Source organism: Streptomyces sp. NPDC020845 (genome assembly GCF_044334165.1).
In the GTDB taxonomy this organism is placed as follows: Bacteria; Actinomycetota; Actinomycetes; order Streptomycetales; family Streptomycetaceae; genus Streptomyces.
In genome coordinates this window covers 379,540-402,977 of sequence record NZ_JBIRSJ010000011.1, presented here as the reverse complement: position 1 = coordinate 402,977, position 23,438 = coordinate 379,540, and the positions used below count along the sequence as shown (strand labels likewise).

The 23,438-nt window shown below is 71.4% G+C and carries 29 protein-coding genes and 1 tRNA gene; 27 read left to right on the top strand and 3 right to left on the bottom strand.

Features of this window, described 5'->3' with window-relative positions:
* The first annotated feature begins 334 nt into the window (after positions 1 to 334).
* The 24 genes from ACH4U7_RS30420 (at position 335) to ACH4U7_RS30305 (ending at position 16,979) form a co-directional block, all read left to right on the top strand.
* On the top strand, positions 335 to 472 hold the full coding sequence (locus ACH4U7_RS30420) for a hypothetical protein (RefSeq protein WP_398530997.1): 138 nt from the start codon (positions 335 to 337) through the stop codon (positions 470 to 472).
* Positions 462 to 584, top strand: coding sequence for a hypothetical protein (locus ACH4U7_RS30415; RefSeq protein ID WP_398530996.1), 123 nt, complete (start codon positions 462 to 464; stop codon positions 582 to 584). The genes ACH4U7_RS30420 and ACH4U7_RS30415 overlap by 11 nt, the downstream gene beginning before the upstream one ends.
* Positions 585 to 751: 167 nt before the next feature.
* On the top strand, positions 752 to 1,051 hold the full coding sequence (locus ACH4U7_RS30410) for a hypothetical protein (protein WP_398530995.1): 300 nt from the start codon (positions 752 to 754) through the stop codon (positions 1,049 to 1,051).
* The gene (locus tag ACH4U7_RS30405) at positions 1,048 to 1,419 is read left to right on the top strand and encodes a hypothetical protein (RefSeq protein ID WP_398530994.1); all 372 of its coding nucleotides are present in this window, start codon (positions 1,048 to 1,050) and stop codon (positions 1,417 to 1,419) included. Before ACH4U7_RS30410 ends, ACH4U7_RS30405 begins: the two co-directional genes overlap by 4 nt.
* Positions 1,416 to 2,066 carry a GGDEF domain-containing protein gene (locus ACH4U7_RS30400; RefSeq protein ID WP_398530993.1) on the top strand — a complete coding sequence of 217 codons (651 nt, stop codon included), beginning with the start codon at positions 1,416 to 1,418 and terminating at the stop codon, positions 2,064 to 2,066. The genes ACH4U7_RS30405 and ACH4U7_RS30400 overlap by 4 nt, the downstream gene beginning before the upstream one ends.
* Entirely contained in the window at positions 2,063 to 2,584 is a 522-nt protein-coding gene (locus tag ACH4U7_RS30395) for a hypothetical protein (protein WP_398530992.1), read from the top strand. The genes ACH4U7_RS30400 and ACH4U7_RS30395 overlap by 4 nt, the downstream gene beginning before the upstream one ends.
* Positions 2,565 to 4,199, top strand: coding sequence for a hypothetical protein (locus tag ACH4U7_RS30390; protein WP_398530991.1), 1,635 nt, complete (start codon positions 2,565 to 2,567; stop codon positions 4,197 to 4,199). Before ACH4U7_RS30395 ends, ACH4U7_RS30390 begins: the two co-directional genes overlap by 20 nt.
* 162 nt (positions 4,200 to 4,361) lie before the next feature.
* Complete coding sequence (locus tag ACH4U7_RS30385) at positions 4,362 to 4,628, top strand: hypothetical protein (RefSeq protein ID WP_398530990.1); 267 nt, start codon at positions 4,362 to 4,364, stop codon at positions 4,626 to 4,628.
* A gap of 192 nt (positions 4,629 to 4,820) precedes the next feature.
* Positions 4,821 to 5,270 carry a hypothetical protein gene (locus ACH4U7_RS30380; protein WP_398530989.1) on the top strand — a complete coding sequence of 150 codons (450 nt, stop codon included), beginning with the start codon at positions 4,821 to 4,823 and terminating at the stop codon, positions 5,268 to 5,270.
* Positions 5,270 to 5,464 carry a hypothetical protein gene (locus ACH4U7_RS30375; protein WP_398530988.1) on the top strand — a complete coding sequence of 65 codons (195 nt, stop codon included), beginning with the start codon at positions 5,270 to 5,272 and terminating at the stop codon, positions 5,462 to 5,464. The genes ACH4U7_RS30380 and ACH4U7_RS30375 overlap by 1 nt, the downstream gene beginning before the upstream one ends.
* 121 nt (positions 5,465 to 5,585) lie before the next feature.
* On the top strand, positions 5,586 to 7,460 hold the full coding sequence (locus tag ACH4U7_RS30370; protein ID WP_398530987.1) for a hypothetical protein: 1,875 nt from the start codon (positions 5,586 to 5,588) through the stop codon (positions 7,458 to 7,460).
* A gap of 3 nt (positions 7,461 to 7,463) precedes the next feature.
* Positions 7,464 to 7,886, top strand: a complete 423-nt coding sequence (locus ACH4U7_RS30365) for a hypothetical protein (protein ID WP_398530986.1) — start codon at positions 7,464 to 7,466, stop codon at positions 7,884 to 7,886.
* A gap of 81 nt (positions 7,887 to 7,967) precedes the next feature.
* Positions 7,968 to 8,768, top strand: a complete 801-nt coding sequence (locus ACH4U7_RS30360; RefSeq protein WP_398530985.1) for a hypothetical protein — start codon at positions 7,968 to 7,970, stop codon at positions 8,766 to 8,768.
* Positions 8,768 to 10,141, top strand: coding sequence for a transfer protein (locus ACH4U7_RS30355; protein ID WP_398530984.1), 1,374 nt, complete (start codon positions 8,768 to 8,770; stop codon positions 10,139 to 10,141). Before ACH4U7_RS30360 ends, ACH4U7_RS30355 begins: the two co-directional genes overlap by 1 nt.
* Before the next feature lie 34 nt (positions 10,142 to 10,175).
* Positions 10,176 to 10,322 carry a hypothetical protein gene (locus tag ACH4U7_RS30350; RefSeq protein ID WP_398530983.1) on the top strand — a complete coding sequence of 49 codons (147 nt, stop codon included), beginning with the start codon at positions 10,176 to 10,178 and terminating at the stop codon, positions 10,320 to 10,322.
* 86 nt (positions 10,323 to 10,408) lie between these two features.
* Entirely contained in the window at positions 10,409 to 10,600 is a 192-nt protein-coding gene (locus tag ACH4U7_RS30345; RefSeq protein WP_398530982.1) for a hypothetical protein, read from the top strand.
* Between the two features lie 43 nt (positions 10,601 to 10,643).
* On the top strand, positions 10,644 to 10,958 hold the full coding sequence (locus ACH4U7_RS30340; protein WP_398530981.1) for a hypothetical protein: 315 nt from the start codon (positions 10,644 to 10,646) through the stop codon (positions 10,956 to 10,958).
* Positions 10,959 to 10,999: 41 nt separating this feature from the next.
* Positions 11,000 to 11,683: a hypothetical protein gene (locus ACH4U7_RS30335; RefSeq protein ID WP_398530980.1), complete on the top strand. Its 684-nt coding sequence runs from the start codon at positions 11,000 to 11,002 to the stop codon at positions 11,681 to 11,683.
* Between the two features lie 8 nt (positions 11,684 to 11,691).
* Entirely contained in the window at positions 11,692 to 12,060 is a 369-nt protein-coding gene (locus tag ACH4U7_RS30330) for a hypothetical protein (RefSeq protein ID WP_398530979.1), read from the top strand.
* A gap of 88 nt (positions 12,061 to 12,148) precedes the next feature.
* The gene (locus ACH4U7_RS30325; protein ID WP_398530978.1) at positions 12,149 to 13,054 is read left to right on the top strand and encodes a DNA primase; all 906 of its coding nucleotides are present in this window, start codon (positions 12,149 to 12,151) and stop codon (positions 13,052 to 13,054) included.
* Between the two features lie 152 nt (positions 13,055 to 13,206).
* A complete protein-coding gene (locus ACH4U7_RS30320; protein ID WP_398530977.1) occupies positions 13,207 to 13,401 on the top strand; it encodes a hypothetical protein in 195 nt (64 codons plus the stop codon).
* Positions 13,398 to 14,939, top strand: a complete 1,542-nt coding sequence (locus tag ACH4U7_RS30315; protein ID WP_398530976.1) for a YfjI family protein — start codon at positions 13,398 to 13,400, stop codon at positions 14,937 to 14,939. The genes ACH4U7_RS30320 and ACH4U7_RS30315 overlap by 4 nt, the downstream gene beginning before the upstream one ends.
* Before the next feature lie 374 nt (positions 14,940 to 15,313).
* On the top strand, positions 15,314 to 15,508 hold the full coding sequence (locus tag ACH4U7_RS30310; RefSeq protein WP_398531032.1) for a helix-turn-helix transcriptional regulator: 195 nt from the start codon (positions 15,314 to 15,316) through the stop codon (positions 15,506 to 15,508).
* Between the two features lie 67 nt (positions 15,509 to 15,575).
* Entirely contained in the window at positions 15,576 to 16,979 is a 1,404-nt protein-coding gene (locus tag ACH4U7_RS30305; RefSeq protein ID WP_398530975.1) for a tyrosine-type recombinase/integrase, read from the top strand.
* Between the two features lie 151 nt (positions 16,980 to 17,130).
* Here the strand turns inward: ACH4U7_RS30305 and ACH4U7_RS30300 are convergent.
* A tRNA-Ser gene (locus ACH4U7_RS30300) sits at positions 17,131 to 17,217 on the bottom strand.
* 45 nt (positions 17,218 to 17,262) lie between these two features.
* Positions 17,263 to 18,828 carry a trypsin-like peptidase domain-containing protein gene (locus ACH4U7_RS30295; protein ID WP_398530974.1) on the bottom strand — a complete coding sequence of 522 codons (1,566 nt, stop codon included), beginning with the start codon at positions 18,826 to 18,828 and terminating at the stop codon, positions 17,263 to 17,265.
* Positions 18,829 to 19,044: 216 nt separating this feature from the next.
* Between ACH4U7_RS30295 and ACH4U7_RS30290 the strand changes: the two genes are divergently transcribed.
* From ACH4U7_RS30290 to ACH4U7_RS30280, 3 genes are all read left to right on the top strand, one after another.
* The gene (locus ACH4U7_RS30290) at positions 19,045 to 19,878 is read left to right on the top strand and encodes a glycerophosphodiester phosphodiesterase (protein WP_398530973.1); all 834 of its coding nucleotides are present in this window, start codon (positions 19,045 to 19,047) and stop codon (positions 19,876 to 19,878) included.
* A 65-nt stretch (positions 19,879 to 19,943) separates the two neighbouring features.
* Positions 19,944 to 20,612 carry an ATP-binding protein gene (locus tag ACH4U7_RS30285; RefSeq protein WP_398530972.1) on the top strand — a complete coding sequence of 223 codons (669 nt, stop codon included), beginning with the start codon at positions 19,944 to 19,946 and terminating at the stop codon, positions 20,610 to 20,612.
* Positions 20,613 to 20,805: 193 nt separating this feature from the next.
* Positions 20,806 to 21,774, top strand: coding sequence for a DUF5926 family protein (locus tag ACH4U7_RS30280; protein WP_398530971.1), 969 nt, complete (start codon positions 20,806 to 20,808; stop codon positions 21,772 to 21,774).
* 677 nt (positions 21,775 to 22,451) lie between these two features.
* Here ACH4U7_RS30280 and ACH4U7_RS30275 read toward each other — a convergent pair.
* Positions 22,452 to 23,126 (bottom strand): bifunctional DNA primase/polymerase, encoded by a 675-nt coding sequence (locus ACH4U7_RS30275; RefSeq protein WP_398530970.1) that lies wholly within the window; start codon positions 23,124 to 23,126, stop codon positions 22,452 to 22,454.
* Positions 23,127 to 23,438 lie beyond the last annotated feature (312 nt).

Genomic DNA, 23,438 nt, shown 5'->3' with positions numbered 1-23,438 from the left:
CTCTTGGGGGCGGTGTCCAGCATTTGCTTGATCTGAGACCGCAGAACCTTTGCCCGGGGTGTACGAGCCACGGGCTGAGCACCAGTGCTCACAGTCCCCGACAACCGCGCTTTCGGCGATGGGTGCCGGGTGGCTGTGGCCACTCGTGACGACGTGACGAGCGGTCAAAGCAAGTGCGGTCCCCAGGTGGCACCCCGGGGACCGCGTACAGGCACCTGTCTGAGAGGAAACCTGTGATCACCAGCATGACATGCGGCGTGCTCGCCGCGAACCCTGGCGACAGCGACCCGGACATGGACGAGGCCCTGCGGCGCGTCCGGGCGGGAGGCTCCCGATGAGCGAGATTGCCGAGCAGCAGGCTGCTGACGCGCTCACCCAGCAGCGGATCGAGTCCGCCCGCCAGGCCGCCGCGGCGGCCGAGGCGGCGCGGCAGGCCGCTGAAGCCATCCGGAGGCAGCGCAATGGCTCATAAGGACGCGCCCAAGCCGCCGCCCCCGCCGCTGCCGATCCGCAACCCCGGCGCGACCAACCCGCCGACCCCGAAGCCTCAGGGCTTCCAGGTCTTCAAGGGCGGCAGGAAGTAACCGACCTCGTACCTCGCCAGCAGGGCGGCCGCATCCCGCGATTCGGGGGTGTGGCCGCTCTGCCGTCTGTCTGATCGATTCGCCCTGCTCCGGGGCGGCGGCCTCCGGCCAACGACAGCCCGCCGCCCCGGCTTCCCCTGCACACCCCAAGACATCGGAGCCTCACCATGAAGAGCTTCATCGGCCACCACGAGGTGGCCACGGACACCGACTACTTCGAACTCTCCCTCGGCACCCCGCTGGAGCTGTGGCTCGGTGAGGAGGGTGAGAGCCCCGAGGAGCGCGCGGCCCGCCTGGACGCGGCCCGAGACATCCTCGCTGACGACCCCGAGCTGATCGACCGCGCGACGCGGATCGCCGCCGAAGCCATCGAGGCCCACGTCCCCGCGCTGTTCCACAACGTCAGCCGCCTCCCGCGCCCGGCTCGCAGCACGGGCCGTACCGCGCCGAAGGCGGTGGCGGCATGAGCGCGACCAACACCGCCGCCGCCCAACCGCTGCTGGAGATGATCGCCGCTGATGAGCGGACGCTGCTGCGCACCGGTGAGGTGGCCAGGGAGCTCCTGGCGCTGCATGCCGATCTGGCGCTGACCAGCGTGCAGCTGAAGTACGGCGGTGAGATCCGCCTGAACGCGCCGGCCCCTGAGGACGTGAGGACTTGGGCCGAGCGACTGCGTTCCGAGGTCACCGAGCACACCGAGGACCCCGGATACGGTGTGTTCCAGCACATCGCCACCCACGCCGTGATCGACGGCGTCAAGGTGTACGTCTGGCACTGCCGCATCCTCGCCGACCCCGAGGCCGCCGCCTGGCGCGAGGGCGGGGGCCGGCCGTGAGTCACACCCTCACCGCGATATCGGCCGCCGCCCCGCTGGCCGCCGGGTGGACCATGCACGGGCTGTGGTTCCGCCGCAGCCTCGACCAGGCCCGGCGGGACCCGCTGACCGGGCTGCCCACCCGGGCCTCGTTCGAGAAGCACGCCGAGCAGCTGCTACGCGAGACGCGCTGTGCGGTGCTGCTCATCGACCTGGACGGCTTCAAGCAGATCAACGACGTCCACGGGCACGCGGCCGGTGACGCGGCCATCCGCGCGGCCGGTGGACGTCTCGGTACCTGGGTGCAGGTGCAGGACGGAGCCGTTGGGCGTTTGGGCGGGGATGAGTTCGCCGCCGTCGTACCGATGCGGCACACGACGGATCTGCCCGTGGAGCTGCGCACCCTGCACGAGATGGTCTGCGAGCCGGTTGCGTTCGACGGCCACCTGATCCCGCTGGGCTCCTCGATCGGCGCCTACCACGGCCCCTTCCCCGCCCCGGGCCTGTCGACCGCGCTGCGGGTCGCGGACGAGGCGATGTACGGGGCCAAGCAGACCGGCGGCGGCTGGCTCATCACCAGCAACCCCATCCCCGCGTACCGCACGGTCAACGGCCGCCGCGACGGCCGGCCCGGAACCGATATCGACGCCGAAGAGGGAACGACATGATCCGCATCGTGACAAGCGCCCGACTGCGGCAGCTCTGCGCGGAGAACCTGCAGGCCCAAGAACGCGCTCGGGAGGTGCAGGGTAAGGCCGATCAGGCGTACTCCGGCTACATCCGCAAGCTGCACGAGGTGACCGCTCGGGCCGAAGAGGCTGAGAGCGACGCCGCGATCATCCGCGAGGAAGCTGTACAGCTCACGGCCGCAGTGGACGACGTCGCGGCGGAGCTGGATGCGGCGCGTGCCGAGTTGGCGGCCCGCGCGGACCGTATCGCGGCGCTGGGCAAGGAGCTGGATGCGGCCCGGTTAGAGGGCCGTTCTGTGTGGTTGCTGCTGCACTTCGGCGAGCCGCACAGCATCCACCGCACCTCGGAGGCGGCCAAGGACTACACGGCCACGCTGGGAGCGCCACGGGATGGCTGGGTGACGGACTGCGAATGCTGCCGCCCGGCTGGCGAGGTGGCCTGGCGGCTCATGACCTTCACCACGAAGGAGGGCCGAGATGCCTTCATGGCTCCCTGACCTCCGCGAGCTCGGCGGGCCGTGGGCGTGGGTGCTGCCGGTGGCGGTCGCCGTGTCCGCTCTCGCGGTCACGACGTGGACGCTGGCCCGGTTGCGGAAGTCGTCGTGGCTGTCGGGGATCGGTCCGCAGGCGGTTGTGGCGCTGGGCGGTGTTGCGGTCAGCGTGCACGGCCTGTGGGGGTTCGCGACTGACACCGCGTGGCTGCCCACCCCGATGGCGGTGGCGTTCATCGCCGTGTTCGACGCGGCCGAGATGACCCTGCTGGTCCAGATGTACCGCGCGGCCGACCCCGAACAGGGGTGGACGCCGGAGCTGCGGCTGATGCACCGCACCGCATGGCTGCTGGTGGGCTTCTCCGCCGCGATGAACGCCGTCCACGCCCCGAACTGGTGGGCCCGGCCGGTCCTGGCATCCATCCCAGGCCTGGCCGCCTGGCTGATCGAGCTGCAACTGCGCAGCAAGCTGCACCGCGAGCGTCCCGACGAGGACGACCAGGGCGGCCGGCCGGGGCCGGTCCGGCTGCTGGTGCTGCTGTGGCAGCACGCGTGGGCCGGGCTGTTCGCGCTGCTGGGCCTCGATGCCCGTACGTCCTCCTCCGCTGTGGCCCGCGCCGCGCTGGCGCAGCGGGCAGCGCACCGCGTCTACCGGCTCCGGCTGGCCCTGGAAATCGGGTCGGCCAGTGGGAGCTCCCGGCGGGCGCAGCGCCGGTTGCGGCGGCTGCGGGGCCGGGCGCAGAAGGCGCTCGACCGTGCCGACGTCGCCACCGATACCGGGCAGTCTCTGGCCCTGGTGCGCCGTCTGGCCGCGCTCACCCGCGCGGACGAGGTGGCCTGTCTCAACTACACGGATGCCACGGCGGTGCTGGCCCTGATCGAGGACCTGGCGGTCACCCCGGCCGCGAAGCGTCTGGAGTCTTCGGCTCTGGCCGAGCGCGCGGAGGACGCGCGACAGCGCGCGGAAGCTGCGCGGGAGGAGGCGGAGGCCGCGCGGAAGCGCGCGGAAGACGCTCTGAGCACCGCGCAGCGCAACCTCGAAGCAGCCCGGGAGGAGCACGAGGCGCTGCTTGCGCAGCGGCAGGATGCGGATGGTGCGGCGGAGGCTGCGCGGCAGCGCGCGGAGGACGCGCGGCAGGCCGAGCAGGACGCGCGGAAGCGCGCGGATGACCTGATCAGTGCCGCGCAGCAGGAAGCCGACCGCATCCGCACCGCCGTGGACGGCGAGCAGCAGCGGCTGGAGCGGCTGACCCTCGACACGGACGCGCTCCAGCGGGCCCACAGCGACGCTCAGACCGCGTTGCGGCAGGTCACGGACCAGATCGAGGAAGCCACCGCGCTGCGGGATCGGCTGCTTCGGGACGTGGCCGAGCACGTCGGCAGCGACCCGGATCCGGTGTTCAAGTCGGAGGCCAAGCAAGCCGGATGGCAGCTCTATCTGGACTCGGTCACCGCCGGGAACGGGAGCGAGCCGAGCGCCGCGGAGCTGGCCGAGCGGTGCTCGGTGGATCCGGGAAACGCGCGGAACTGGCTGCGTGACTTCCGTGCCGCGCGCGCCGCGCAGCTCACCGCGCGCCAGCCGCGCGCCCTGGTCGGCGTCAACGGCACCGACCGCTCATGACCACCCTGCCGGTCTAGATGCTCGCCTGCCGCACCTGCCCCGCCTGCCGGATGGATGCCGGTAACTGCATCCCGACCTCGCTCGGCATGTGCGTGACCTGCGCCTACCCGACCACGGCGCTTGCCGCCTGACGACCCCACCTCATTCGAACGGAGAACCAAAGTGACCGCCCAGACCCAGCAGACGACCAGCCCGACCGCTCAGCAGCAGGGAACGCACCACTTCATCCTCACCCTGCAGATCCCGGACGGCAGCAGCGGCTTCATGACGGCGACCTTCAACAACACCCTCACGCCGCCCGCTGGCGTCACCCGGGCCGACATCTACGAGGCGCTGCGCGGGGAGATCGCACAGGCGCATCCGAACCTGAGGCGCGCAAACGTCCTGTTCTTCTCGCTGGAGCCCAACCGGTTCTGGTCGCACGGCTGAACGTAGGCCGCACCACGGCGGCCCGCGTCCGCCCTCTCACGCGGAGAGCGAGGCGTAACAGCCGTCCGGCACCACCAGTGAAGGCCAGCCCAGGGCATGTGGGCTGGCCTTCGCTGCGACTGCCGGAAGCAGTCGGTTCCCGGAGCAATCGACGTGCCCCGGGGCACACTCACTAACCCACGGAGGAGCCGTATGGCACAGGAGAAGTGGACGCCTGACCTGCTCAAGACGCCGGAGGACCGGGCCATCCACCTCGCGCAGCGGCGGGCGCAGATCGAGCCGATCATCGATGACCTGCGGCGGCTGGCCCGCGAAATCGCCGCGGACCTCAAGGAGCGCGGGGGGTTGGAGGGTGACCTGCCGTTCCAGGCCAGGGCCCGCGCGCGGAACACCGGTCGGCCGATGTTCCAGGCCGTCGACGACCTGGAGGCGGCCATCACGCACCTGGTGGCGTTCGGCACCCGCTACGAGCGGTCGTACGAGGAGCTGCCGGAGAAGCGGGCCAGGAAGGCGGCCGAGAAGCAGCGGGTCAAGGAGCTGAAGGCGTCCGGCGGCGCACCGCAGCTTGAGCAGCCGCGGACCGACGAGGCCCCGCAGACCGCCCCCGGTGGTCTCTTTGATCACCTCACGAAGGGCGCGTGATGGCCGGCAAGGACCCGGCGCGCTCGAAACGGCTCCGCGCTGAGCTGTGGGCGCCCCGGGTCAACGAGGCCGACGACGCCCGGTCACGGGCCATCGTCCTGTTCGACATGGCCCGCGCGAGGCTCGCCGACGACGACCCGCTCTGGCGGTCGCTGGTGTCGGAGCTGTCGCGCTACCTGGACAGCAAGCAGTGACGCTCCGCGTTCAACAACAACGGTTCAACGAGGCGATCCGGCCTCGCGCGCATAATGCGCGCGCGTTACGCGCGCGTACGCGAGGCAGGCCGTTACGTCAAGTAGTTGAGAGGGGCGGCCGATGGCCGACGACGACCCGGGGAATGTGATCACACTCCCCGTCATCAACCTGTCTCCACCGGGGGACAGTCCGCCATCACCGGACGGTGGACTGCCGACCCTGCCGGACACCCCGCCCGCCGTACCGCCGGGGCGCATCAACCTCCCGTCGCCCGACCTGGACGGCGACGAGGACGAGGACGAGGACGACCCGGCCCCGGAGATGGTGGCGCGCGCCGCCGATGCCGGGTCACCGGCCCGGGGCACCGCATCCGTGGCCATGGTGGTCATGGCCGGTATCGCCGTGGCGGCCCTGCGTGGGGCCTGGAACGTGGCCGCGTACCTCAAGGCCCGGCGGGAGCATCACAAGGCCGTGGCGGAGCAGGCGCGACAGAACAACGCCAAGGGCCAGACCCCCTTGAACAGAGCCGAGGCGGGCGCCGATGCGGCCCGCCGCAGGTCCCGTATCCAAAGCGGCCCGGAGTACGGCCGCGGCGTTGCCAGGGGGAGCGCCTGGCCGGGCGGCGCGTCGTCCCGCATGGCGCCGGCCGCTCTGGCCAGGCCCCATCCCAGGGCAGTGCAGCCGAAAGCGGCCACCATGGCCGGAGCGGTCAGGAGCAGGACGCCGGACGTCAGGAAGGCCGCCGAAGCGCGTAGGGAAGCGCGGAAGGACGCTGCCACTCGTGCGGCCGACAAGAAGCCAGCAGGGGCGTCCTCGTCGGCGGGCGCCAAGAGGGACCCGGGCACGCTCGGGAAGATGGCCCTGGCGCGGCAGGCCCGGAAGAACGACGACGTCAAGGCCGCCCGGAGGGCTGACGCCGACCGCCGTAAGGCCGATCTGGCCGACCGGGCCAGCGCCCGCAAGCAAGCCACGAAGGACGCCGACGCCGAGCGAGCCCGGACGGCGGCCAAGGACAAGGCCCGGAAGGGCAAGAGCGGCAAGCCGGACGGCACGAAGAAGCACGGCAAGAACGACGGCGCGCCGAAGGTCGACCTCACCAAGAAGCCCAAGAACGACAACGACAAGGGCGATCTGCCGAAGGCATCCAAGAGCAGTAAGAAGCCGCGGCCATCCTCGTCGCACACGCCCGGCGGCAAGCCCGGCAGCAGGCCATGGAGGCACCGGGCCAAGGCGAGCAACACAAAGCCCGGCACAAAGAAGCGCCGGAAGGCTCGCCAGACTCCGCCAACTGGCGTGCATGGGCCGTCAGTTGGTTCCAGCCGTAAGAGCGGCGCCCGTGACAAGCAGCGCCCACAGGACGCGCCACGCTCTGACGGCGAGTGGCTGCGTCCGCCGCCCGGCTGGAAGGTCGGCTACTCCGTGACCATCACGCGGCCGGACCGCGAAAGGCCCAAGCCGCAGCCAGCGGCCATCGGCCGGGGCCGCCAGGGTCTTCCTGCCGGAACCTCGCCAGCCGCCTTGTCGGCCGGGACCGGCCCCGTGCCGACCGGTCCGGCGTCAACACCACAGAGAGGAGCGCGGCCCATGGGCGGAGCGCCGGCCGTACGGACCACGCAGTTCACGGACGCCGAACTGACGGTCTATGACGTCATCGACTCGGACGAGGACATGGCCGAGGAGATCATGGCGGGCGCCGACTACACCAAGGTGGTCGCCGACCGATGCGAGCAGCTGACGTCCACCCTGGAAGCCCTGCGCGCGGAGCTGATCGGCAAGAAGGTCCCCGGTGTCCTGGTCGGCTGGACGGCGCGGCTGATCGAGCGGGCCGGGGTGGTCCAGGACAAGGCGGAGGGCCTGGCGGCGGCGCTCCCCCGGGCGTCCGAGGCCATCGCTGCCGCAGGCCAGCGGGCGGCCGAAGCCGACAAGCACCGTGCCGACGCGGTGAAGGACGCCGGGCACATCGCTCCGGCCGAGCGCGAATACCACCAGGAGTAGCCCATGAGCCAGATCGAACCTGCAGGCGTCGGCGGCCGTATCGCCGACCTGATCGGCGACGGGGTCACCTTCACCATCGTCACGGCCAGGCTCACGGCCGCGTCCGTCGCCATGGCGGCCCTTTCACAAGCCGTGCGCGGCGCCTACGACTACGTCGAAGGATGCGCCACGTCGGTCGACCGGATGGCCGACACGGCCGCATCGCTCCATGTGGACGCCGACGTGATCGCAGCGCACCGGGACGCGGCGGCCGTCATGCGCTCCGTGCTGGCCGAGGCGGAAGCGCTGGCGAACGAGGCGGCCGAGATGGCCGGCGACTTCCGGCAGGCTGCCGATGGCCACGAGGCCGATTACGGCCCGGTCGCCGCCGCCATGCAGACCGGCGGCGCCGACGTGGCCGACCGGACGTACTACAGCAACCGATAGCACCGAACGCGACGAGGGGCGGCCCGCCCAATGGGCCGCCCCTCACGCGTCCCCTCTCCAGCTAGGAAGGAGTCGGCCGTGATGCCGCTGCGCACCTACATCGACACCGCACGAGGCCGCATCGGCCGCATGGCGACGGCCGCCGGAGCCGCCACCCTCACCGCGGGCCTCTTCACGGACGCGGTGACGCAGCCGGGCCTTACGGCCGCCGTCTGTGCGGCACTGCTCGGAGTGGGGCTGTCCCCGCGCCTCATGGCCGCACACGAGAAGGTCAGGACGGTCGCGATGATGGTCTACGCGTCGCCGCACGCAGGCATGGCAGGGATCCTCGTTGCCGAACGGCTCGCCTCTGGTGACGTGGCTCGTCTCGTGGAGGGGGGCGCCGTCGCCGCCTGGACGGCTGGTGTCTGGTGGATCCGCCCCGCATCCCTGGCCAAGCGGATCGCCAAAGCCCGGCCTGCAGCCGGGGCCATTGAGCAGCCTCAGGAGGCGGCGCCGGCCGTCGTCGACCAGGTGCCGACCGACCCGGCGGCCCGCTGGTGGGCGGAGAACGTGGCCCGTGAAGGCGGCATCGCACCGGGCACGTGTGTGATCGCCACGCAGCGGATCGACGCGGACCGCACAGCGGCCGTCATCGCCGCGACGACACAAGGCGAGCCCGTACCGGAGATCAGCATCACGCGGCTGTCCGCGCTGATGGACCGCCCCGAAGCGCTGATCTCGATTGACCCGATCCCCGGCCGGGGCGCGGGACTGCGGATGCTGACGGTCGGCAAGAAGCGCGAGGCGCCCGCCGACACCTGGACCGAGATTTCCCGGTCCGCCCTGCCGGGCGTGGAGCTGATGGAGGCGAACACGTACGAGCTCAAGGAATTGGGCTGATGGCGGCCGTCAAGGAATACGTGCTCAAGACTCCCCCTGGGGGAGTGAAGAACATTGATCACGATGCGCTGTGCGACCTGCTCAAGATCGATGACCCTTCACGGGTCATCTTCGAGCAGGCCCGAGGCGAAGCGGTGGTCAGGGTCTTCCCGACCAACCCCCTGATGAACGTGCGGCCCGCGACTGTAGCCGACCTGGCCATGGACGCACGCGGCCGTATCGTCGTCGGCGCGTACTACGACGGATCGCCCCTGCGGATCCGGCTGTACGACCCGAAGACGGGCAACGCGCAGCGGATGGCGATCTTCGGCACCACCGGGGCCGGGAAGTCGAGGGCGCTGCAATCGGTCCTGGCCGCCTGCAAGCGCTCCGGCATCGTCGTGCACCTGGCGGACCTCAAGGAGGGGCAGAGCGTCCCTGAGGCGGCCGGGAACGTCGCCACGAGGGTCACGACGCAGAAGGGCGCCATTCGGCTTCTCCGTCGCCTCGTTGCTGAGGCCGAGCGGCGTATGAAGGCGTACGGCGAGATGGGCCGGTCCGGCTTCATCCTCGGCGACCCCGACCCGCTGATGTACGGCGTCATCGACGAGGCGAACCGGCTCCTGGAGAAGGGGGCGCTCTACCGCGACGAGGCGGCCGGACTCATCAAGGAGCTGGGCCGTACCGGCCGGAGTGTCGGGGTCGGCATCATCCTGGCCGCGCAGGCCGGCCACCTTGAGGAGATGGGCGGAAGCGACACGCTTCGCGGCATGCTCAAGGAGGGGGAGGTGATCCTTCTCCGCTGGTCGTCCGCGATGATGGCCCAGCTCGTCTCCGACGGCCTGCTTCCCCGGGGCGAATCGCTCCAGCCGATCCCCAAAATCGTCGGCCAGGTCCGCCGTATCCGCCGCTGGAACGAGGCGGCCGACGAGGACGAGGACGAGCCCAATTCGCAAGGCATGTGCTACCACCTGACCTCGTCGCGGCCGACGAGCATGGCGCGGTTCTTCCTCGTCGGCTCCTTCGCGCCGTGCCGCGGGCACGACCCCGTGATCCTCGCGCTGTACGGCGACGGACCGCCCCCGGGCAAGCCGTTCGACCTGGACGACTCGCCAGACCCCGACCAGGTCACTCCGGGGAGCGCTACGGCACCGTCGGGCCTGCCGTCCGTACCGGCCACAGCGAAAGCGATGCCGCCGGGTCCGGTGACGCTGGCCGACCGGATCACCGCTGTCCTGTCCGGCGGCCCGCTCAGTGAGGCCGAGCTCCTGGCGGCCGTCAACGCCGACGGCCACAAGCAGATCAAGCGCGGGTCGCTCCGGACCCGCATCTCCGACCTCCGCCGGGACGGCGTGATCGGGCCGCCGGACGGTGGCCTCGTGACGCTGGCGTAGGCGCGCGCCATGCTGTCTCCAGGGAGGAGACAGCATGGACTTCGAGTTCGAGTGCTGGCGCTGCGGCGCAGACTGCGCCGTCTACGGCAAGCCGGTGGGCTTCTGGGAGCAGCGCTACCGGCTGCCGGACGAATGGGACTGCTGGAACTGCGGCGCCACGAACATCACCCCTGACGAATAACCCAACAACAGCCCACCCACGAAGACCCCGGAGAGCAAAGCCTCCGGGGTCTTCGCATGTCCTGTCACGTTCAGTAGGGAGCTGCCGTGATCGTCTCTCTGTCCTCCGTGCTCCTCCTCGGGGCCGTCCTGGGCCTCATGCTCCGCAACCGCACCCTCGGCACCGGCGGCGCCACCATCGCCGCGCTCTTCGGCTTCTGCCTCGCCTCGACCGGCGCGGCCCCCGCGATCAACGACGCGCTGCAGTCCCTCGCGGACTCGCTGAGCCAGATCGGCTGACGCGCCTCGACCATCCCCGCACCAACCGGCACCGGAGGCAGCTATGCAGCAGCCCGACCCACACCACACCATCCCGGGCAACCTCGCCCCGCACATACCCGCCGACCTCTACCGGCAGTTAGACGGCCGCCAGGTCGTCATCATCCAGGCCCCCGCCCCGGCGCCGACCCGCTCCGTGGGGAGGTGGGCGGTGCCGCTGGCCATCGGGTTCGCCGGAACCGCTGGCGTCCTCGGCCTGGTGGCCGCCGCCGTCGCGGTCTTCGACTACGCCGTCCGCACCGCCGCCCTCATCGGCTCCACCACCGGGCCGATCGGGCTCGGCCTGTCTCTGAAGCTCTTCCAGTCCAAGAACAAGTAGCCGACACAGCTCGGCCTGACCTGCAACAGGAGGACACCACCGTGACCCGCCCCATGCCCTGGTTCGAAACCCTCGCCGACAGCGTGTACGCCCTCGGCGCCGCGGCCCGCGAGGCTCAGCGCGCCGCCCGGACCGCCGAACTGGCCCGCGAAGCCTATGACCTCGACCGGCTGCGGCCGGTGGACGGGGAAGTCCGTCTCGACGGCCGGGACCCGGGCGGCGTGCCGTTCCGCCCGCACGACGCCGCCCTGTTCACCATCGGCAAGGCCCTCATGGAGCAGGCGAACAAGCTGCGCACCCTCTACACCCAGACCGCCGAGGGCTACGCCTACGGCACCGCGTGGGCCATCCTGCGCGTCCTGGACGGCCAGCAGCCCGACGCCGTCCAGCTCGGCCGCAGCCGGGAAGGGTTCTACGTCATCCCCGGTGAGCTGTCCCCGATCCCGCCGCTCATGCCGGGCCTGGAGCGCTGGAACGACTACAAGAAGTTCGTCCAAGCCCATGCCCGGTGGGCCATCTGCGAGGACGCGGGCCTGTTCGCCGAATACCTCGACGAGCGGCGCCCGCTCTCCGACCACGAGGCCGGTGAACTCCACGAGGCCATCGACACCGCCACCGGGGCGCCGGACGCCGCGTACGCCTACGGCCAGCTCGCCGAATCCGCACTCCACTTCGCACTGCTCGAGCCCCGCGCCCAGCACGCCCGCAGCAGCAAGGAGCAGTGAGGGACACCATGACCAGCCAGACCAGCACCACCGCCGCTGAACTCTCCGACGCGGCAGCCGAAGCAATCCGCCAGCTCAACCACCTCACCCGCCAGACCGACGGCGGGCTGGAGTACCCCGGCGACGCCTACAGCACCGTCGCCAACCTCTCCACCCTCGCCATGCGCCTGCCGCAGTCCCTCGACCAGATCCGCGTCTTCATGGACCGCCTGGGCCACGAGGGTCACCTGCGCAGCGACAACGGGCCCGGCGACCTCGCCACGCGCCTGGAGGACCTGCGCGAAGGAATCGCCGCCGCACGACGCTGCGCCGAAGCCCTGCACGTCTCCCTGAACCGGGCCCACAACGCCCTCAGCCCCATCGGCTACGCCGAATAGCTACGCCCGGGGCGGCGGCCTCCGGCCAAGGACAGCCCACCGCCCCGGCTTCCCCTGCCCATCCACAACGGAACAGGAGACCACCAGCATGACCCAACCCGCCCCCATCATGCGAGACGCCCCCGGCGGCTCCCATCTACGGACCGCGCTGGAACTGGCCAAGGCCGGTATGCCGGCGCTTCCTCTGCGGGCCGGGAAGGTGCCGTTCAGGAACTGCCGTGCATGCGCCGACACCGCCTGTGGCGGACGCCCCAACATGAAGGCCCCGGGCCCCTGCCAGTGCCCTTCGGTCTGCCACGCCTGGGCCGCCGCCACCACCGACCCCAGCGTGATCACCTCCGCCGCATGGGCCCCGGCCTGGCGGCAGGCCGTAGCCGTCGCCTACCACCCCGGCGGGGCCGGGCTCACCGTCATGGACCTCGACAGCCCGGCCGCCGTCGCGTGGGCGCGCCAAACTCTGCCGCCCACCCGGACCGTGCCGACGACGCGCGGCGAGCACTGGATCTACCGGGGCCCGATGCACTCGGCCAACGGGGTCCAGCCGGACGTGGATGTCAAGTCGCTCATGCAGTACGCCCGCTGGCTGGGGCCCGGAACAGGCACGATGGTGGATCTGCCGCCCGCCGTCCGCGCGCTGGTCGCGAGGGAAGAGGCCACCCCCGCCCGGGCGCGGGTGGCTTCTTCATCTCCCCAGCGCGCGCAGTGGAACCGGACCGTTGCGACCGGGTGCAGGCACACCGAGCGGTACGTGACCAACGGCCTGGAGCGAGGGCTGGCCAAGGTGCGCAGCCACGCCGAAACGGGCGCGGGATCGCAGGCGTTCGGGGTGGCCCGGTTCCTGGGAGCCCAGCACGCACAGTGCCCCGGGCCGTGTGACCTGGACGGCATCGGGGAACAGATCGTCGCCGCCGCCGTGTCCGTCGGCGTGCCCGAGCCGTACGCCCGCCGCGCCGTTGCCAACGGCTTCGATGCCGCTCCGGGGAGGGCAGCGTGACCTCCCGTCCCCACATGCACGGCCTTCCCGCCGTCGCGAACGGGCCTCAGCGCGCCGTACAGGCTCCGCCCCGGATTGCCGTAGGCGAGCCGAAGGGCGCCGCCCGTCAGGGCGTCCGCTCTGCTCTTCGCCCTGACCCGCAACAGACCACGGTGGCCGGCATCCAGCCGGGCCTGCACGTCCGCGTCGAAGGCATCCCCGTCGCGGACTGGCTGTGTACCTGCGGCCATCACGAACGAGCCCGCGGCCATACCGCCGTGGCCGAGCTGACCGAACGCGTCAGCGTGGGCGCCTGCCCTCACCGCATCACGACCACCAGCACGAAGGAAGGGAGGAAGGCAGCATGACGACACCGGACACCGATCTGTGGGCAGGCTTCGACGCACTGTCGGCCGAGGACGTCACCGGGCCCGTCTGGGACGAGCCCGTACCACTCAACCCGCGCGGGCAGCTTCCGACCTTCCCCGTCGACGCGCTGCCCGACTGGCTCGCCGCCATGACGGCCGGTGTCGCCGAGGAGACCCAAACGCCCGTCGACCTCGCCGGATGCCTCGCGCTGGCCTCCATCGGCACCGCCGCCGGCGGTCGCCTCACCGTGACCGTGCGCGGCCAGTGGAGCGAGCCCGTCACCCTCTACACCGCTGTCGCGCTCCCGCCCGGCAACCGCAAGAGCGCCGTGTTCGGGCTCATGACAAAGCCGCTCCTCGCCGCCGAGAAGGCCCTGATCGAGCTCACGGCACCGCAGCGGGCCGAGGCCGCCGCCTCCGCGCGGATCGCGAAAGCCGCAGCGGAGAAGGCCGAGAAGCTGGCCGCCAACGCCGAGGCCGACAAGCTGGCCGCCCTGACCGCCCAAGCCATTTCCCTGTCCGAAGCCGCCGAGCGGGCCGTCATCCCGGCCGAGCCCCAGCTCGTCGCCGACGATGTCACCGCCGAAAGCCTGACTACCCTGCTCGCCCAGCAGGACGGGCGGATCTCGATCCTGTCCCCCGAGGGCGAGATCTTCGAGATCATCGCCGGACGCTACTCCGGCGTCCCGAACATGGGGATCTTCCTCAAGGGGCACGCGGGAGACATGACCCGCGTCAACCGCCAGGCCAGAGACGCCCAGTACATCGAGAACCCCGCCATCACCATGGGCCTCGCCGTACAGCCGGAGGTCCTCGACGCCATCGGGCAGATCAAGGGCGCCGACGGCCGAGGGCTGCTCGCCCGGTTCCTCTACTCCAAGCCCGAGTCACTCGTCGGCTACCGCAACCTCACCCCGGAGCTCCTGAGCTCCGACACCGCCGACACCTACGCGAAGAAGCTCGGAGGCCTGGCGCTGACCCTCGCGGGCTGGACCGAGACCGCCGAACTCACCCTCACCCCCGAGGCCGACGCGGTCCTCCTGACCTACCAGCGCGTCACCGAATCCCGCCTCCGCAAGGACGGGACGCTCAGGCCGATCGTGAACTGGGCCAGCAAGCGAGACGGAGCCGTCGCCCGCATCGCCGGACTCCTCCACCTCGCCGCCCACCCCGAGGACGCCTGGACCCGGCCGATCGAGGCCGCAACGATGGCCGCCGCGACCGAGATCGGGGACTACTTCACCGCCCACGCCCTCGACGTCTTCAACGCCATGAAGGCCGACCCCGCCCAGGAAGCCGCCCACACCCTCCTGACCCACCTGAGCGACACCAGGGCCACCACCTTCACCAAGCGCGACCTCTTCCGCGCGATGCCCCGCGGCGAGTTCCCCGCCATGGGCGACCTCGACCCCGCCCTGAACCTCCTGGAAGACCACGGCTGGGTCCGCCAGCAGCCCTCACCGCCCCGCACCACACGCGGCGGCCGGCCACCATCCCCCCGCTACGACACCCACCCCCGCCTCACCCGAGGCGCCTGACACAACCCCCAGCAGACCGACAGAACTGACAGAACCCCATCCGAAGGCCGCTGACCAGCGGAAACAGCCGGATCGGGGCCTGTGACAAAACCTCCGGAAACTCTGACAGAACCCCAACCGCTCAGACGGGACTGCTGTGACAGAACCCCTTGCTCGGAGGTTCTGTCAGAGTTTCCGCGAGTTCTGTCACAGCCGTCTCTGAGCCCGAAGCAGCAGGTCAGAAGGCTATGACCCAGGTTCTGTCAGTTCTGTCACCGATTCCAGGGCGGCGGCCCCGGCCAAGGACAGCCCGCCGCCCTGTTCGCCCATCCCGACACCTCAAACAGGAGAACCCTGTGAGCCAAGGCAAAAGGCGCACGTCGGCCGCATCCACCGTGACCAGGAGCGGCGGTCAGAAGCTCAAGCTCAAGGAAGTACTGGCAGAGATCGACATGTCCCGGTCCGCCTTCTACCGGATGAAGGCCAGGGGTAAGGGGCCGAAGTGCATCAAGCTCCCGAACGGGCAGCTCAGGGTCCGCCGCGTGGACCTCGACGCCTGGTGGGAGGCGAACGAGGAAGCGTCCGTCTGACCCCAAGTCCGTTCCTAGGGGCGCGCCGTCACGGCGCGCCCCTTTTCGCCTGTTCAGGAGACACCTCGTGTTGACCTACGACGTACGGATCTGGGGCATCCGGAAGCGCAACAGCAAGAGCGCCCCCTACCAACTCCGGTGGCTGGTGGGCGGCGAGACACATCAGCAGCCGTTCCAGAGCCAACCGCTCGCCGATGGGCGCCGGGCCGAACTCATGTCGGCCATACGGAAGGGCGAGCAGTTCGACATCGAAACGGGCCTGCCCGCCTCCGAGCTCCGGCAGCTCAACTCGCCCACCTGGTATGAGCACGCCTGCGACTACGTGGTCATGAAATGGCCCAAGATCTCCGCCAAGCATCGCGCGAGCATCGCCGAGGCGCTGACCAACGTGACGCCCGTCCTGGTGTCCGCCCCGAGGAAAGGCGCACCCGATTCGACGGTGCTGCGGAGAGCTCTCCGCGAGTGGGCGTTCCAGCTCACCCAGGACGACGGCGGGGAGTTCGCGGCGCGGAAGGACGTGGACGACCCGCCGGAGGAGATCGAGGCCGCCCTCGAATGGATCGCGAAGCACTCGGTCAAGGTCGCGGACCTGGCCGACTCGGAACAGACTCGCCGGGCCGTACGCGCCCTCTCCCTCAAGCTCAACGGCAAGCCGGCGGCCGACAACACCTTCCGGCGCAAGCGCACGGTGCTGAGCAATGTGCTCCGCTACGCGGTCGAGCGCGACCGGCTGACCGTGAATCCGCTGACCCGCATCGACTGGGACCCGCCGGAGACCGACGACGAAGTGGACTTCCGCTACGTCCCCGCCCCCGACCAGGTGCGGGCGCTCCTGGACGCCGTCAGGGCCCAGGGGCCGCGCGGGGAGCATCTGCACGCGTTCTTCGGCTGCCTGTACTACGCCGCCATGCGCCCTTCCGAGGTCGCGGCGCTGACCAAGCGGGACTGCAAGCTGCCGGCATCCGGCTGGGGCGAGCTGATCCTCGCAGGGAGCCGACCCGAGGTCGGCGCCGGGTGGACGGACGACGGAAAGTCGTACGAGGTGCGCGGACTCAAGCGCCGTGCTCGGCGTACGACCCGGCCGGTGCCGATCCCACCCGCGCTCGTGCAGCTGCTCCGGCGGCACCTGGACGAGTACGGCGCCGCGCCGGACGGCCGGCTGTTCCGGGCGGTGCGCGGCGGCCGGGTGCGGTCCACGGAGTACACCGAGGTCTGGCAGGAGGCACGCGGCAAAGCGCTCCCCGCCGACGAGGCCGAGACGCCGCTGGCCGAGGTGCCGTACTCGCTGCGGCACGCGGGCGTCTCGCTGTGGATCAAGGCGGGTGTGGACCCGGTGGAGGTCGCCCGGCGGGCGGGCCACAGCATCGCCGTGCTGTGGAAGTTCTACGCGAAGCTTCTGCGCGGGCAGCAGCACCGGGCGAACCGGCTGATCGACGACGCGCTCAACGGCCCACCCGACAAGGCCGAATGACGCACGGTAGTGGCCTGCTGCCTGGCCACAGCTTGGCCGCACACGCTGGTCAACGCTGGGATCCAGGTGGGACAGGCTGAGACAGAAAGCCAGTGGGAGGGGTGCCCGGAGACTCCGGGCACCCCTCCCACCTGCGCTTTTCTCACCTGGGCGGAGGCTGAGGGATTTGAACCCTCGGTGACATCGCTGCCACGACGGTTTTCAAGACCGTTCCCTTAGGCCGCTCGGGCAAGCCTCCTCGCGCCGGGCCCGCCTGGGGCGGCGCGGGGATCAGCCTAGCGCGTCAGCTGTCACCCTTGCGCTGTCCCAGGGTGACCTCGGTCGTGGACTGTTTACCGTCGCGCTTGTAGGTGATGGTGACCTTGTCACCCGGCTTGTGGGTCCAGATCTCGCTGATCAGGGTCGGGCCGCTGTCGATCACCGTGTCGTTGAGCTTGACGATGACGTCGCCGGCCTTCAGGCCGGCCTTGTCGGCCGGGCCGCCGGGGACGACCGCCTGGCTGCCGCCGGTGCCGTTGCCGGCGATGGTGGCGCCGTCACCGGTGTCTTTCATGTTGACCGTGGCCTCGATCACCGGGTAGACGGGCTCACCCGTCTTGATCAGCTGCTGGGCGACGTGCTTGGCCTGGTTGATGGGGATGGCGAAGCCGAGGCCGATGCTGCCGGACTGCTGGGTCTCGCCGCCGAGGCCGCCGCCGTTGCCCGCGGACTGGATGGCGGAGTTGATGCCGATGACACCGCCGTCGCCGTTCAGCAGGGGGCCGCCGGAGTTGCCGGGGTTGATGGAGGCGTCGGTCTGCAGGGCGCTCATGTACGAGGCGTTGCCGCCACCGCCGTCGCTGGAGGCGACCGGGCGGTTCTTGGCGCTGACGATGCCGGTGGTGACGGTGCCGGAGAGGCCGAAGGGGGCGCCGATGGCGACGGTGGCGTCGCCGACCTGGACCTTGTCGGAGTTGCCGAGCGGGAGCGGGGTGAGTTTGGCGCCCGAGGCGTTCTTCAGCTTGACGACGGCGACGTCGTAGCCCTGGGCGCGGCCGACGACCTCGGCGGTGTATCGCTTGCCGTTGGAGAAGGTGGCGGTGAGCTTGCCGTTGTCGGCGGCGGAGGCGACGACGTGGTTGTTGGTGAGGATGTGGCCCTGTGTGTCGTAGACGAAGCCGGTGCCGGTGCCGCCTTCGCCGTTGCTGCCCTGGGCCTCGATGGTGACCACGCTCGGCAGGGTCTTGCCCGCGATGTCGGAGACGGAGCCGGGCGTACGGCTCTCCGACTTCGGGTTGCCGAGGGCCGAGATGGTGGTCGAGTCGCCGCTGTCGCTCTGGTCGGCGGCCCAGTAGCCGATGCCGCCGCCGATGCCTCCGGCGACGAGGACGGCGGCCAGGAGGGCGGCGACGAGCCCGCCGGAGCGCTTGCGCGCCGGGGGCTGGGAGGGCGGGGCGGGAACGGTCCCCCATGGGTCGGCCGGGCCGCCGGGGGAGCCGTGGAGGGCCTGCGGGCCGTCCTGGGCGGCCTGGCCGCCGCCTTCGGCCCACCACGCCGCCGTACCGCCGGAGCCCGCGGCCGGGTCGGGGAGGGGGCGTCCGGCGCCCGAGGCGACGGGGGCGCCGTCGGCCGCGACGGCCGGGGGCGAGGCGGGCGGGGTGGGGGCCGGGGGCGCCGGCTCGGGCAGGCGGGATCCCGCCGCCGACTCGCCCGGCGGGCCTATGGGCCCGGACGGGGCGTCCGGGGCCGCGCCGACCGCCGGCTTGAACTCTGGCGCCGGGGGTACGGCGGGGTCGGGGTGCGGCGTCGGAGGTGCCGGACGCGACCCGGCCTCAGGCGGAACGGCAGCGCCCTCGTTCTCGGTGCTCACAGCTCTCTCCTCATGTGCACGACAGTTTGCTTCGGCGGCCCACGCTTACGAATGTCCGACGTAAGCCTTTCCCACCGCGCGTCAGACCGCTGTAAGGAGCGGTGGCCCCGCGGGCTACCAACCTTTATCCCGGACAAAACGGACCGCCGCCAATCCGCGCGACGGTGGACGGGACCTCCTGCGACGCCCCGCACCGGGCGGTGGCACCATAACGCGGTGACCTATGAGCGCCCGGACCGGGACATCCGCCCCGGTCCGCACACCCCCTCCGTCGTGGCCCACCGCGGCGCCTCCGAGGACGCCCCCGAGCACACCCTGGCCGCGTACCGCCGGGCCATCGAGGACGGCGCCGACGCGCTCGAATGCGACATCCGGATGACCGCGGACGGGCACCTGGTCTGCGTCCACGACCGCCGCGTCAACCGCACCTCCAACGGCCGGGGCGCCGTCTCCACGCTCGAGCTGGCCGATCTCGCCGCCCTCGACTTCGGCTCCTGGAAGGGGCAGGCGAGCGACAAGGAGGAGCCGGACCGCGACAGCCGCGACAACACCGCGGTCCTCACCCTCGAACGGCTCCTGGAGCTCGTCGCCGACGCGGGACGCCGCATCGAGCTGGCCATCGAGACCAAGCACCCGACCCGCTGGGCCGGCCAGGTCGAGCAGCGGCTGCTCGACCTGCTCCGCCGCTACGGCCTCGACTCCCCGCCGCCCGGCGAGCCCTCGCGCGTGCGCGTCATGAGCTTCTCGGCGCGCTCGCTGCACCGGGTGCACGCGGCCGCGCCCGCGGTCCCCACGGTCTATCTGATGCAGTTCCTGCTGCCGCGCCACCGGGACGGCGCGCTGCCGCGCGGGGTGCGCATCGCGGGGCCGAGCATCCGGATCGTACGCAATCACCCCGACTATGTGGCGCGCCTGCACCGCGCGGGGCACCGAGTGCACGTATGGACCGTCGACGATCCAGCCGATGTCGAACTGTGCGCTCATCTGGGCGTCGACGCGGTGATTACGAACCGCCCCAAACAGGTACTGTCCCAACTCGGACGCTCATAATGGGCATTACAAGGCGTGCACCGGCGCGTTCGGTACGTATTTGATCGTGACGAGTGCGTCACCAGATGCCACATGGCCTGTTTCTGCTCCAGCCCTGCGGGGCATCCATCCCGTGGCGTGGGGCTAAGGAGGTCTCGGGGGTGGCGTTGGTGGTGGCACGGCAGGTGCCGACGTCTTCGACCATGGCCGTACCCCATGGTCCTGCGGGCGTAGGTGCGGCACGGCACCGGATGCGTGACGATTTGAGCAGGACTGGGGTATCGGATTCGGTCATAGACGATGCGGTACTGATCCTTTCGGAACTACTCAGCAACGCATGGCGACATGGTCGGCCATTGGGCTCCGACGCTGGCGACGGGACCGTCCGGGCAGCCTGGCATGTCGACGAGTATGGCCGGCTGACCGTCGAAGTGACCGACGGCGGCGGACCGACAAGGCCGGTTCCGGCCAATCCCTCGATCACTGCGCGTGGCGGCCGCGGGCTCAACATCATCACGTCGCTCGCCGCGGACTGGGGGGTGCGCGACGACACCGGGGAAGTGACCGTATGGGCGTCGCTCCCCGCCCATGACGGCTTCCGTGACGGATTCAACAGGCCCATCACCCTCCTCCCGACGCTCGACCCCGATCTCGGCCCCGATCTCGATCCCGGCCTTGATCCCGATCTTGATCCCGGCCTCGGCCCGGATCTCGGCCCGGATCTCGACTTCGCCGATCTGGACGAGCTCGCCTAGGGCACCCACCCAGGGCACTCGCCCAAGGCATACGGTCGGCCTCGCCGACGGGGTTCGCCGACTGGGTTCGGCCAAAGGGCTAGGCTCCCGCCCGTACCAGTCGTACGGGCCGTGCGGAGCGACCGCGGCCGTACGAGACGCACGCGGCCGTACGAGGACGCCACGAGCCGCACGATCGGGAGACAGCCACGCCATGGGCAAGAAGCGCCGCCCCCAGACGACGAAGGCCGGACCGCGGGTCACGAGCGCGGAGATCCCCGTGGTGGGGGCGCGCGAACCCTGCCCGTGCGGCTCGGGCCGCCGCTACAAGGCCTGCCACGGCCGGGAGGCCGCGCACGCCGTCACCGAGCTGGTGCAGCGCCCCTTCGAAGGGCTGCCCGGCGAATGCGACTGGGTCGCGCTGCGCGAGCTCGTACCCGCCGCGACCGTCGAGCTGAATCTCGTCGAGGGCCTGCCCGAGGACGTCCCGTCCGTGACCCTCGCCACCGTGCTGCCCATGGCCTGGCCGGCGCTGCGCCGCGACAACGGCGCCGTGCTGCTCGGCCTGCAGAACGACACCGCCTCCGGTGACATCAGCCGCGACCTGGCCGACACCCTGCAGCGCGCCCTGACCGCCGAGCCGGGGACGCCGGTCGCCGCCGAACGGGTCGCCGGAGAGGGCCCGCGGCTGCAGGATCTGCTCGATCCGAAGGGCGGTTTTTCGCCGACCCTGCACGACGGGTTCGAGTTCTGGCTCGAGGACGCCGCGAGCGCCACCGGTGAGGTCGCCGCATCCCTCGAACGGGCGAACGCAGCCGCCATCCCGACCGCCCGGCTCACCAGTGTCGAGGCCGCGTACTGGTGCCGTACGCCGGAGAAGAACCACCTGCGCTGGGTGATGTCCCACCCGGAGGAGCAGCTGCTCGACGCCCTCGCGCGGCTGCACGCCGCGGGCGCCTCCTCGCTCGGCGAGGGCACCCGGCTGGTCGGCTCCTTCCGGGCGCACGGCCTCACCGTGCCGGTGTGGGACCTGCCCGGCGCGATGGGCGCGGAGGAGACGGAGAAGCCCGCCGAGGCGTTCGCGGAGCGGCTCGCCGAGGCGCTGGCCTCCGACACCCCGCTGACCGCCGAACAGCGGCGGGCGCGCGGCGGTCTCACCAACCGTCAGGTGACGCTCAGCTGACGGTCATACCGGGCTCGGGCGCGGGGAGACCGTACGCGTGACACTGCTCACAACTCTCCGCTACACCCTGCAATTACGCGTCCGGAAATCCGCGATCGAATTTGCGAACCGCCGATCTCTTGTTACGGTTTTAAAAGCCCGGTCGCTGGTGCATCCCCCGTCGCCAGCGACCGGGCGCTTCCATGTCCGCTCCGCGGCCCGCGCCCCGCGCAGGCGCACGGGGCGGCCAACGCCCCCCGCGGTGCCGTGAGTTGACTCCCGTACCGCGCGGCCTCGGCAGACCTCTCCCGCCGCGACCTCGGACGGTTCTCCTCGCGACCGCGGACCGCTCCCGTCGCAACCGCAACCGCGAGGGCACACACGGCCGTCTCCGCGCCGCGGGCGGCCTCGCGGCCACCGGGCCCCGGGGACGGCACCCGCGGCGCCGCTCGCCGCCTCTCCGGCGTTCTGCGGGCCATCCCCGGGCGCCATCCCCAGGCGTGCCATCCCCGGGGCGCGCCGCCGGGGCGCCATCGCCGGACGCGTCACCGGGCCGCGTGCGCCACCGGGCCGCGCCAAGATCCCCCGCGCGCACGTACGGCGGGGCGGGGTCAACAGGCGCGCCGGGAGGCGTCAGAGGCGTGAGTGCAGGCGGTGTCAGGAGGCCTTAGGGGGCCTCAGGGGCACGGCAGACGTCGTCAGTAGGCGAGCCGGCTGCCGCCGTCGGGTGCACTGGTGCTCGCCTCGACCAGCGCGTCCACCACCGTGGTGACCTCGGGCAACCACGGCCGCCCCCCGCGGCGCAGCGGGGCCCGCTCCCAGCGCACCCCGCCCGCGCCGATCTGCGACGGGGGCAGCACCAGATAGCCGCCCTCGCCGTGGAACCGCAGCGAGCTGGGCACCCAGTCCTGGCGGTACAGCAGATCGCCGAGCTCTTCGAGGGAGTACGGGGCCACCAGAAGCGCCCACCTGGTGGGCGTGGCGATCACGGGGCCGAGCCGTACGCCGGACCGCTCGATGGCGTCCAGGGCCCGCGTCCCGGCGACCGCCGGCAGGCTCACCGCGCATGGGCCGCGCCCTCCGGTGGCCAGGAGCACGGGCGCGGTCGGGCGGTTCGTCCACCACCAGCGCACCATGCGCGGGTCGGTGGTCGCCGCGAGGAGTACGGGGTCGAAGGGGTGGCCGCCGGGCACCGCGCAGTCCGGCTGGGGGCATCCGCACTCGCGCGGCCGGCCGCTGCCGGGCGCCAGGCCCACGCCGGGGAGCACGGGCCACTGCCACTCGGTGGCGCAGGTGAGCGCCGCACGGAGCAGCGGCGATCGCGCACCGCGCCGCAGCGAGAACTTGCGTCGCCTTCCGAGGATCTCGCGCATGAGCGCTCGTTCCTTTCCGTTAACGCCGAGGGCTGTTCCGTCGCACTACATGGCACTTCACATGGCACTACGTGGCGCTGTCCGGAGATGTTCGGCCCGTCACACCACGTGGATCACAAGTCACTGCGCGTACAAGGCAGCGCATCACGCCTCAGGCCGAGCGTGGAACGTGGCGAAGGGTGGCGCGCGCATGGCGCTTGCCGTCTTCGGTGGTGCTTCCCTCGCCACTCGGGGATGGGCGCCGGCCGTTGCCGTCTATGACGCCTGGACCGGCCACAGGGTTCCGGGGCGGTCCCAACTGCCCCTGCCCTT

What these genes read in the sequence shown, in the direction of transcription:
- ACH4U7_RS30420 (WP_398530997.1), top strand. Translation starts at nt 335, where the DNA reads ATGAGCGAGATTGCCGAGCAGCAGGCTGCTGACGCGCTCACCCAGCAG.
- ACH4U7_RS30415 (WP_398530996.1), top strand. Translation starts at nt 462, where the DNA reads ATGGCTCATAAGGACGCGCCCAAGCCGCCGCCCCCGCCGCTGCCGATC.
- ACH4U7_RS30410 (WP_398530995.1), top strand. Translation starts at nt 752, where the DNA reads ATGAAGAGCTTCATCGGCCACCACGAGGTGGCCACGGACACCGACTAC.
- ACH4U7_RS30405 (WP_398530994.1), top strand. Translation starts at nt 1,048, where the DNA reads ATGAGCGCGACCAACACCGCCGCCGCCCAACCGCTGCTGGAGATGATC.
- ACH4U7_RS30395 (WP_398530992.1), top strand. Translation starts at nt 2,063, where the DNA reads ATGATCCGCATCGTGACAAGCGCCCGACTGCGGCAGCTCTGCGCGGAG.
- ACH4U7_RS30390 (WP_398530991.1), top strand. Translation starts at nt 2,565, where the DNA reads ATGCCTTCATGGCTCCCTGACCTCCGCGAGCTCGGCGGGCCGTGGGCG.
- ACH4U7_RS30380 (WP_398530989.1), top strand. Translation starts at nt 4,821, where the DNA reads ATGGCACAGGAGAAGTGGACGCCTGACCTGCTCAAGACGCCGGAGGAC.
- ACH4U7_RS30375 (WP_398530988.1), top strand. Translation starts at nt 5,270, where the DNA reads ATGGCCGGCAAGGACCCGGCGCGCTCGAAACGGCTCCGCGCTGAGCTG.
- ACH4U7_RS30370 (WP_398530987.1), top strand. Translation starts at nt 5,586, where the DNA reads ATGGCCGACGACGACCCGGGGAATGTGATCACACTCCCCGTCATCAAC.
- ACH4U7_RS30365 (WP_398530986.1), top strand. Translation starts at nt 7,464, where the DNA reads ATGAGCCAGATCGAACCTGCAGGCGTCGGCGGCCGTATCGCCGACCTG.
- ACH4U7_RS30360 (WP_398530985.1), top strand. Translation starts at nt 7,968, where the DNA reads ATGCCGCTGCGCACCTACATCGACACCGCACGAGGCCGCATCGGCCGC.
- ACH4U7_RS30355 (WP_398530984.1), top strand. Translation starts at nt 8,768, where the DNA reads ATGGCGGCCGTCAAGGAATACGTGCTCAAGACTCCCCCTGGGGGAGTG.
- ACH4U7_RS30350 (WP_398530983.1), top strand. Translation starts at nt 10,176, where the DNA reads ATGGACTTCGAGTTCGAGTGCTGGCGCTGCGGCGCAGACTGCGCCGTC.
- ACH4U7_RS30340 (WP_398530981.1), top strand. Translation starts at nt 10,644, where the DNA reads ATGCAGCAGCCCGACCCACACCACACCATCCCGGGCAACCTCGCCCCG.
- ACH4U7_RS30330 (WP_398530979.1), top strand. Translation starts at nt 11,692, where the DNA reads ATGACCAGCCAGACCAGCACCACCGCCGCTGAACTCTCCGACGCGGCA.
- ACH4U7_RS30325 (WP_398530978.1), top strand. Translation starts at nt 12,149, where the DNA reads ATGACCCAACCCGCCCCCATCATGCGAGACGCCCCCGGCGGCTCCCAT.
- ACH4U7_RS30315 (WP_398530976.1), top strand. Translation starts at nt 13,398, where the DNA reads ATGACGACACCGGACACCGATCTGTGGGCAGGCTTCGACGCACTGTCG.
- ACH4U7_RS30285 (WP_398530972.1), top strand. Translation starts at nt 19,944, where the DNA reads ATGCCACATGGCCTGTTTCTGCTCCAGCCCTGCGGGGCATCCATCCCG.
- ACH4U7_RS30280 (WP_398530971.1), top strand. Translation starts at nt 20,806, where the DNA reads ATGGGCAAGAAGCGCCGCCCCCAGACGACGAAGGCCGGACCGCGGGTC.
- ACH4U7_RS30275 (WP_398530970.1), bottom strand. Translation starts at nt 23,126, where the DNA reads ATGCGCGAGATCCTCGGAAGGCGACGCAAGTTCTCGCTGCGGCGCGGT.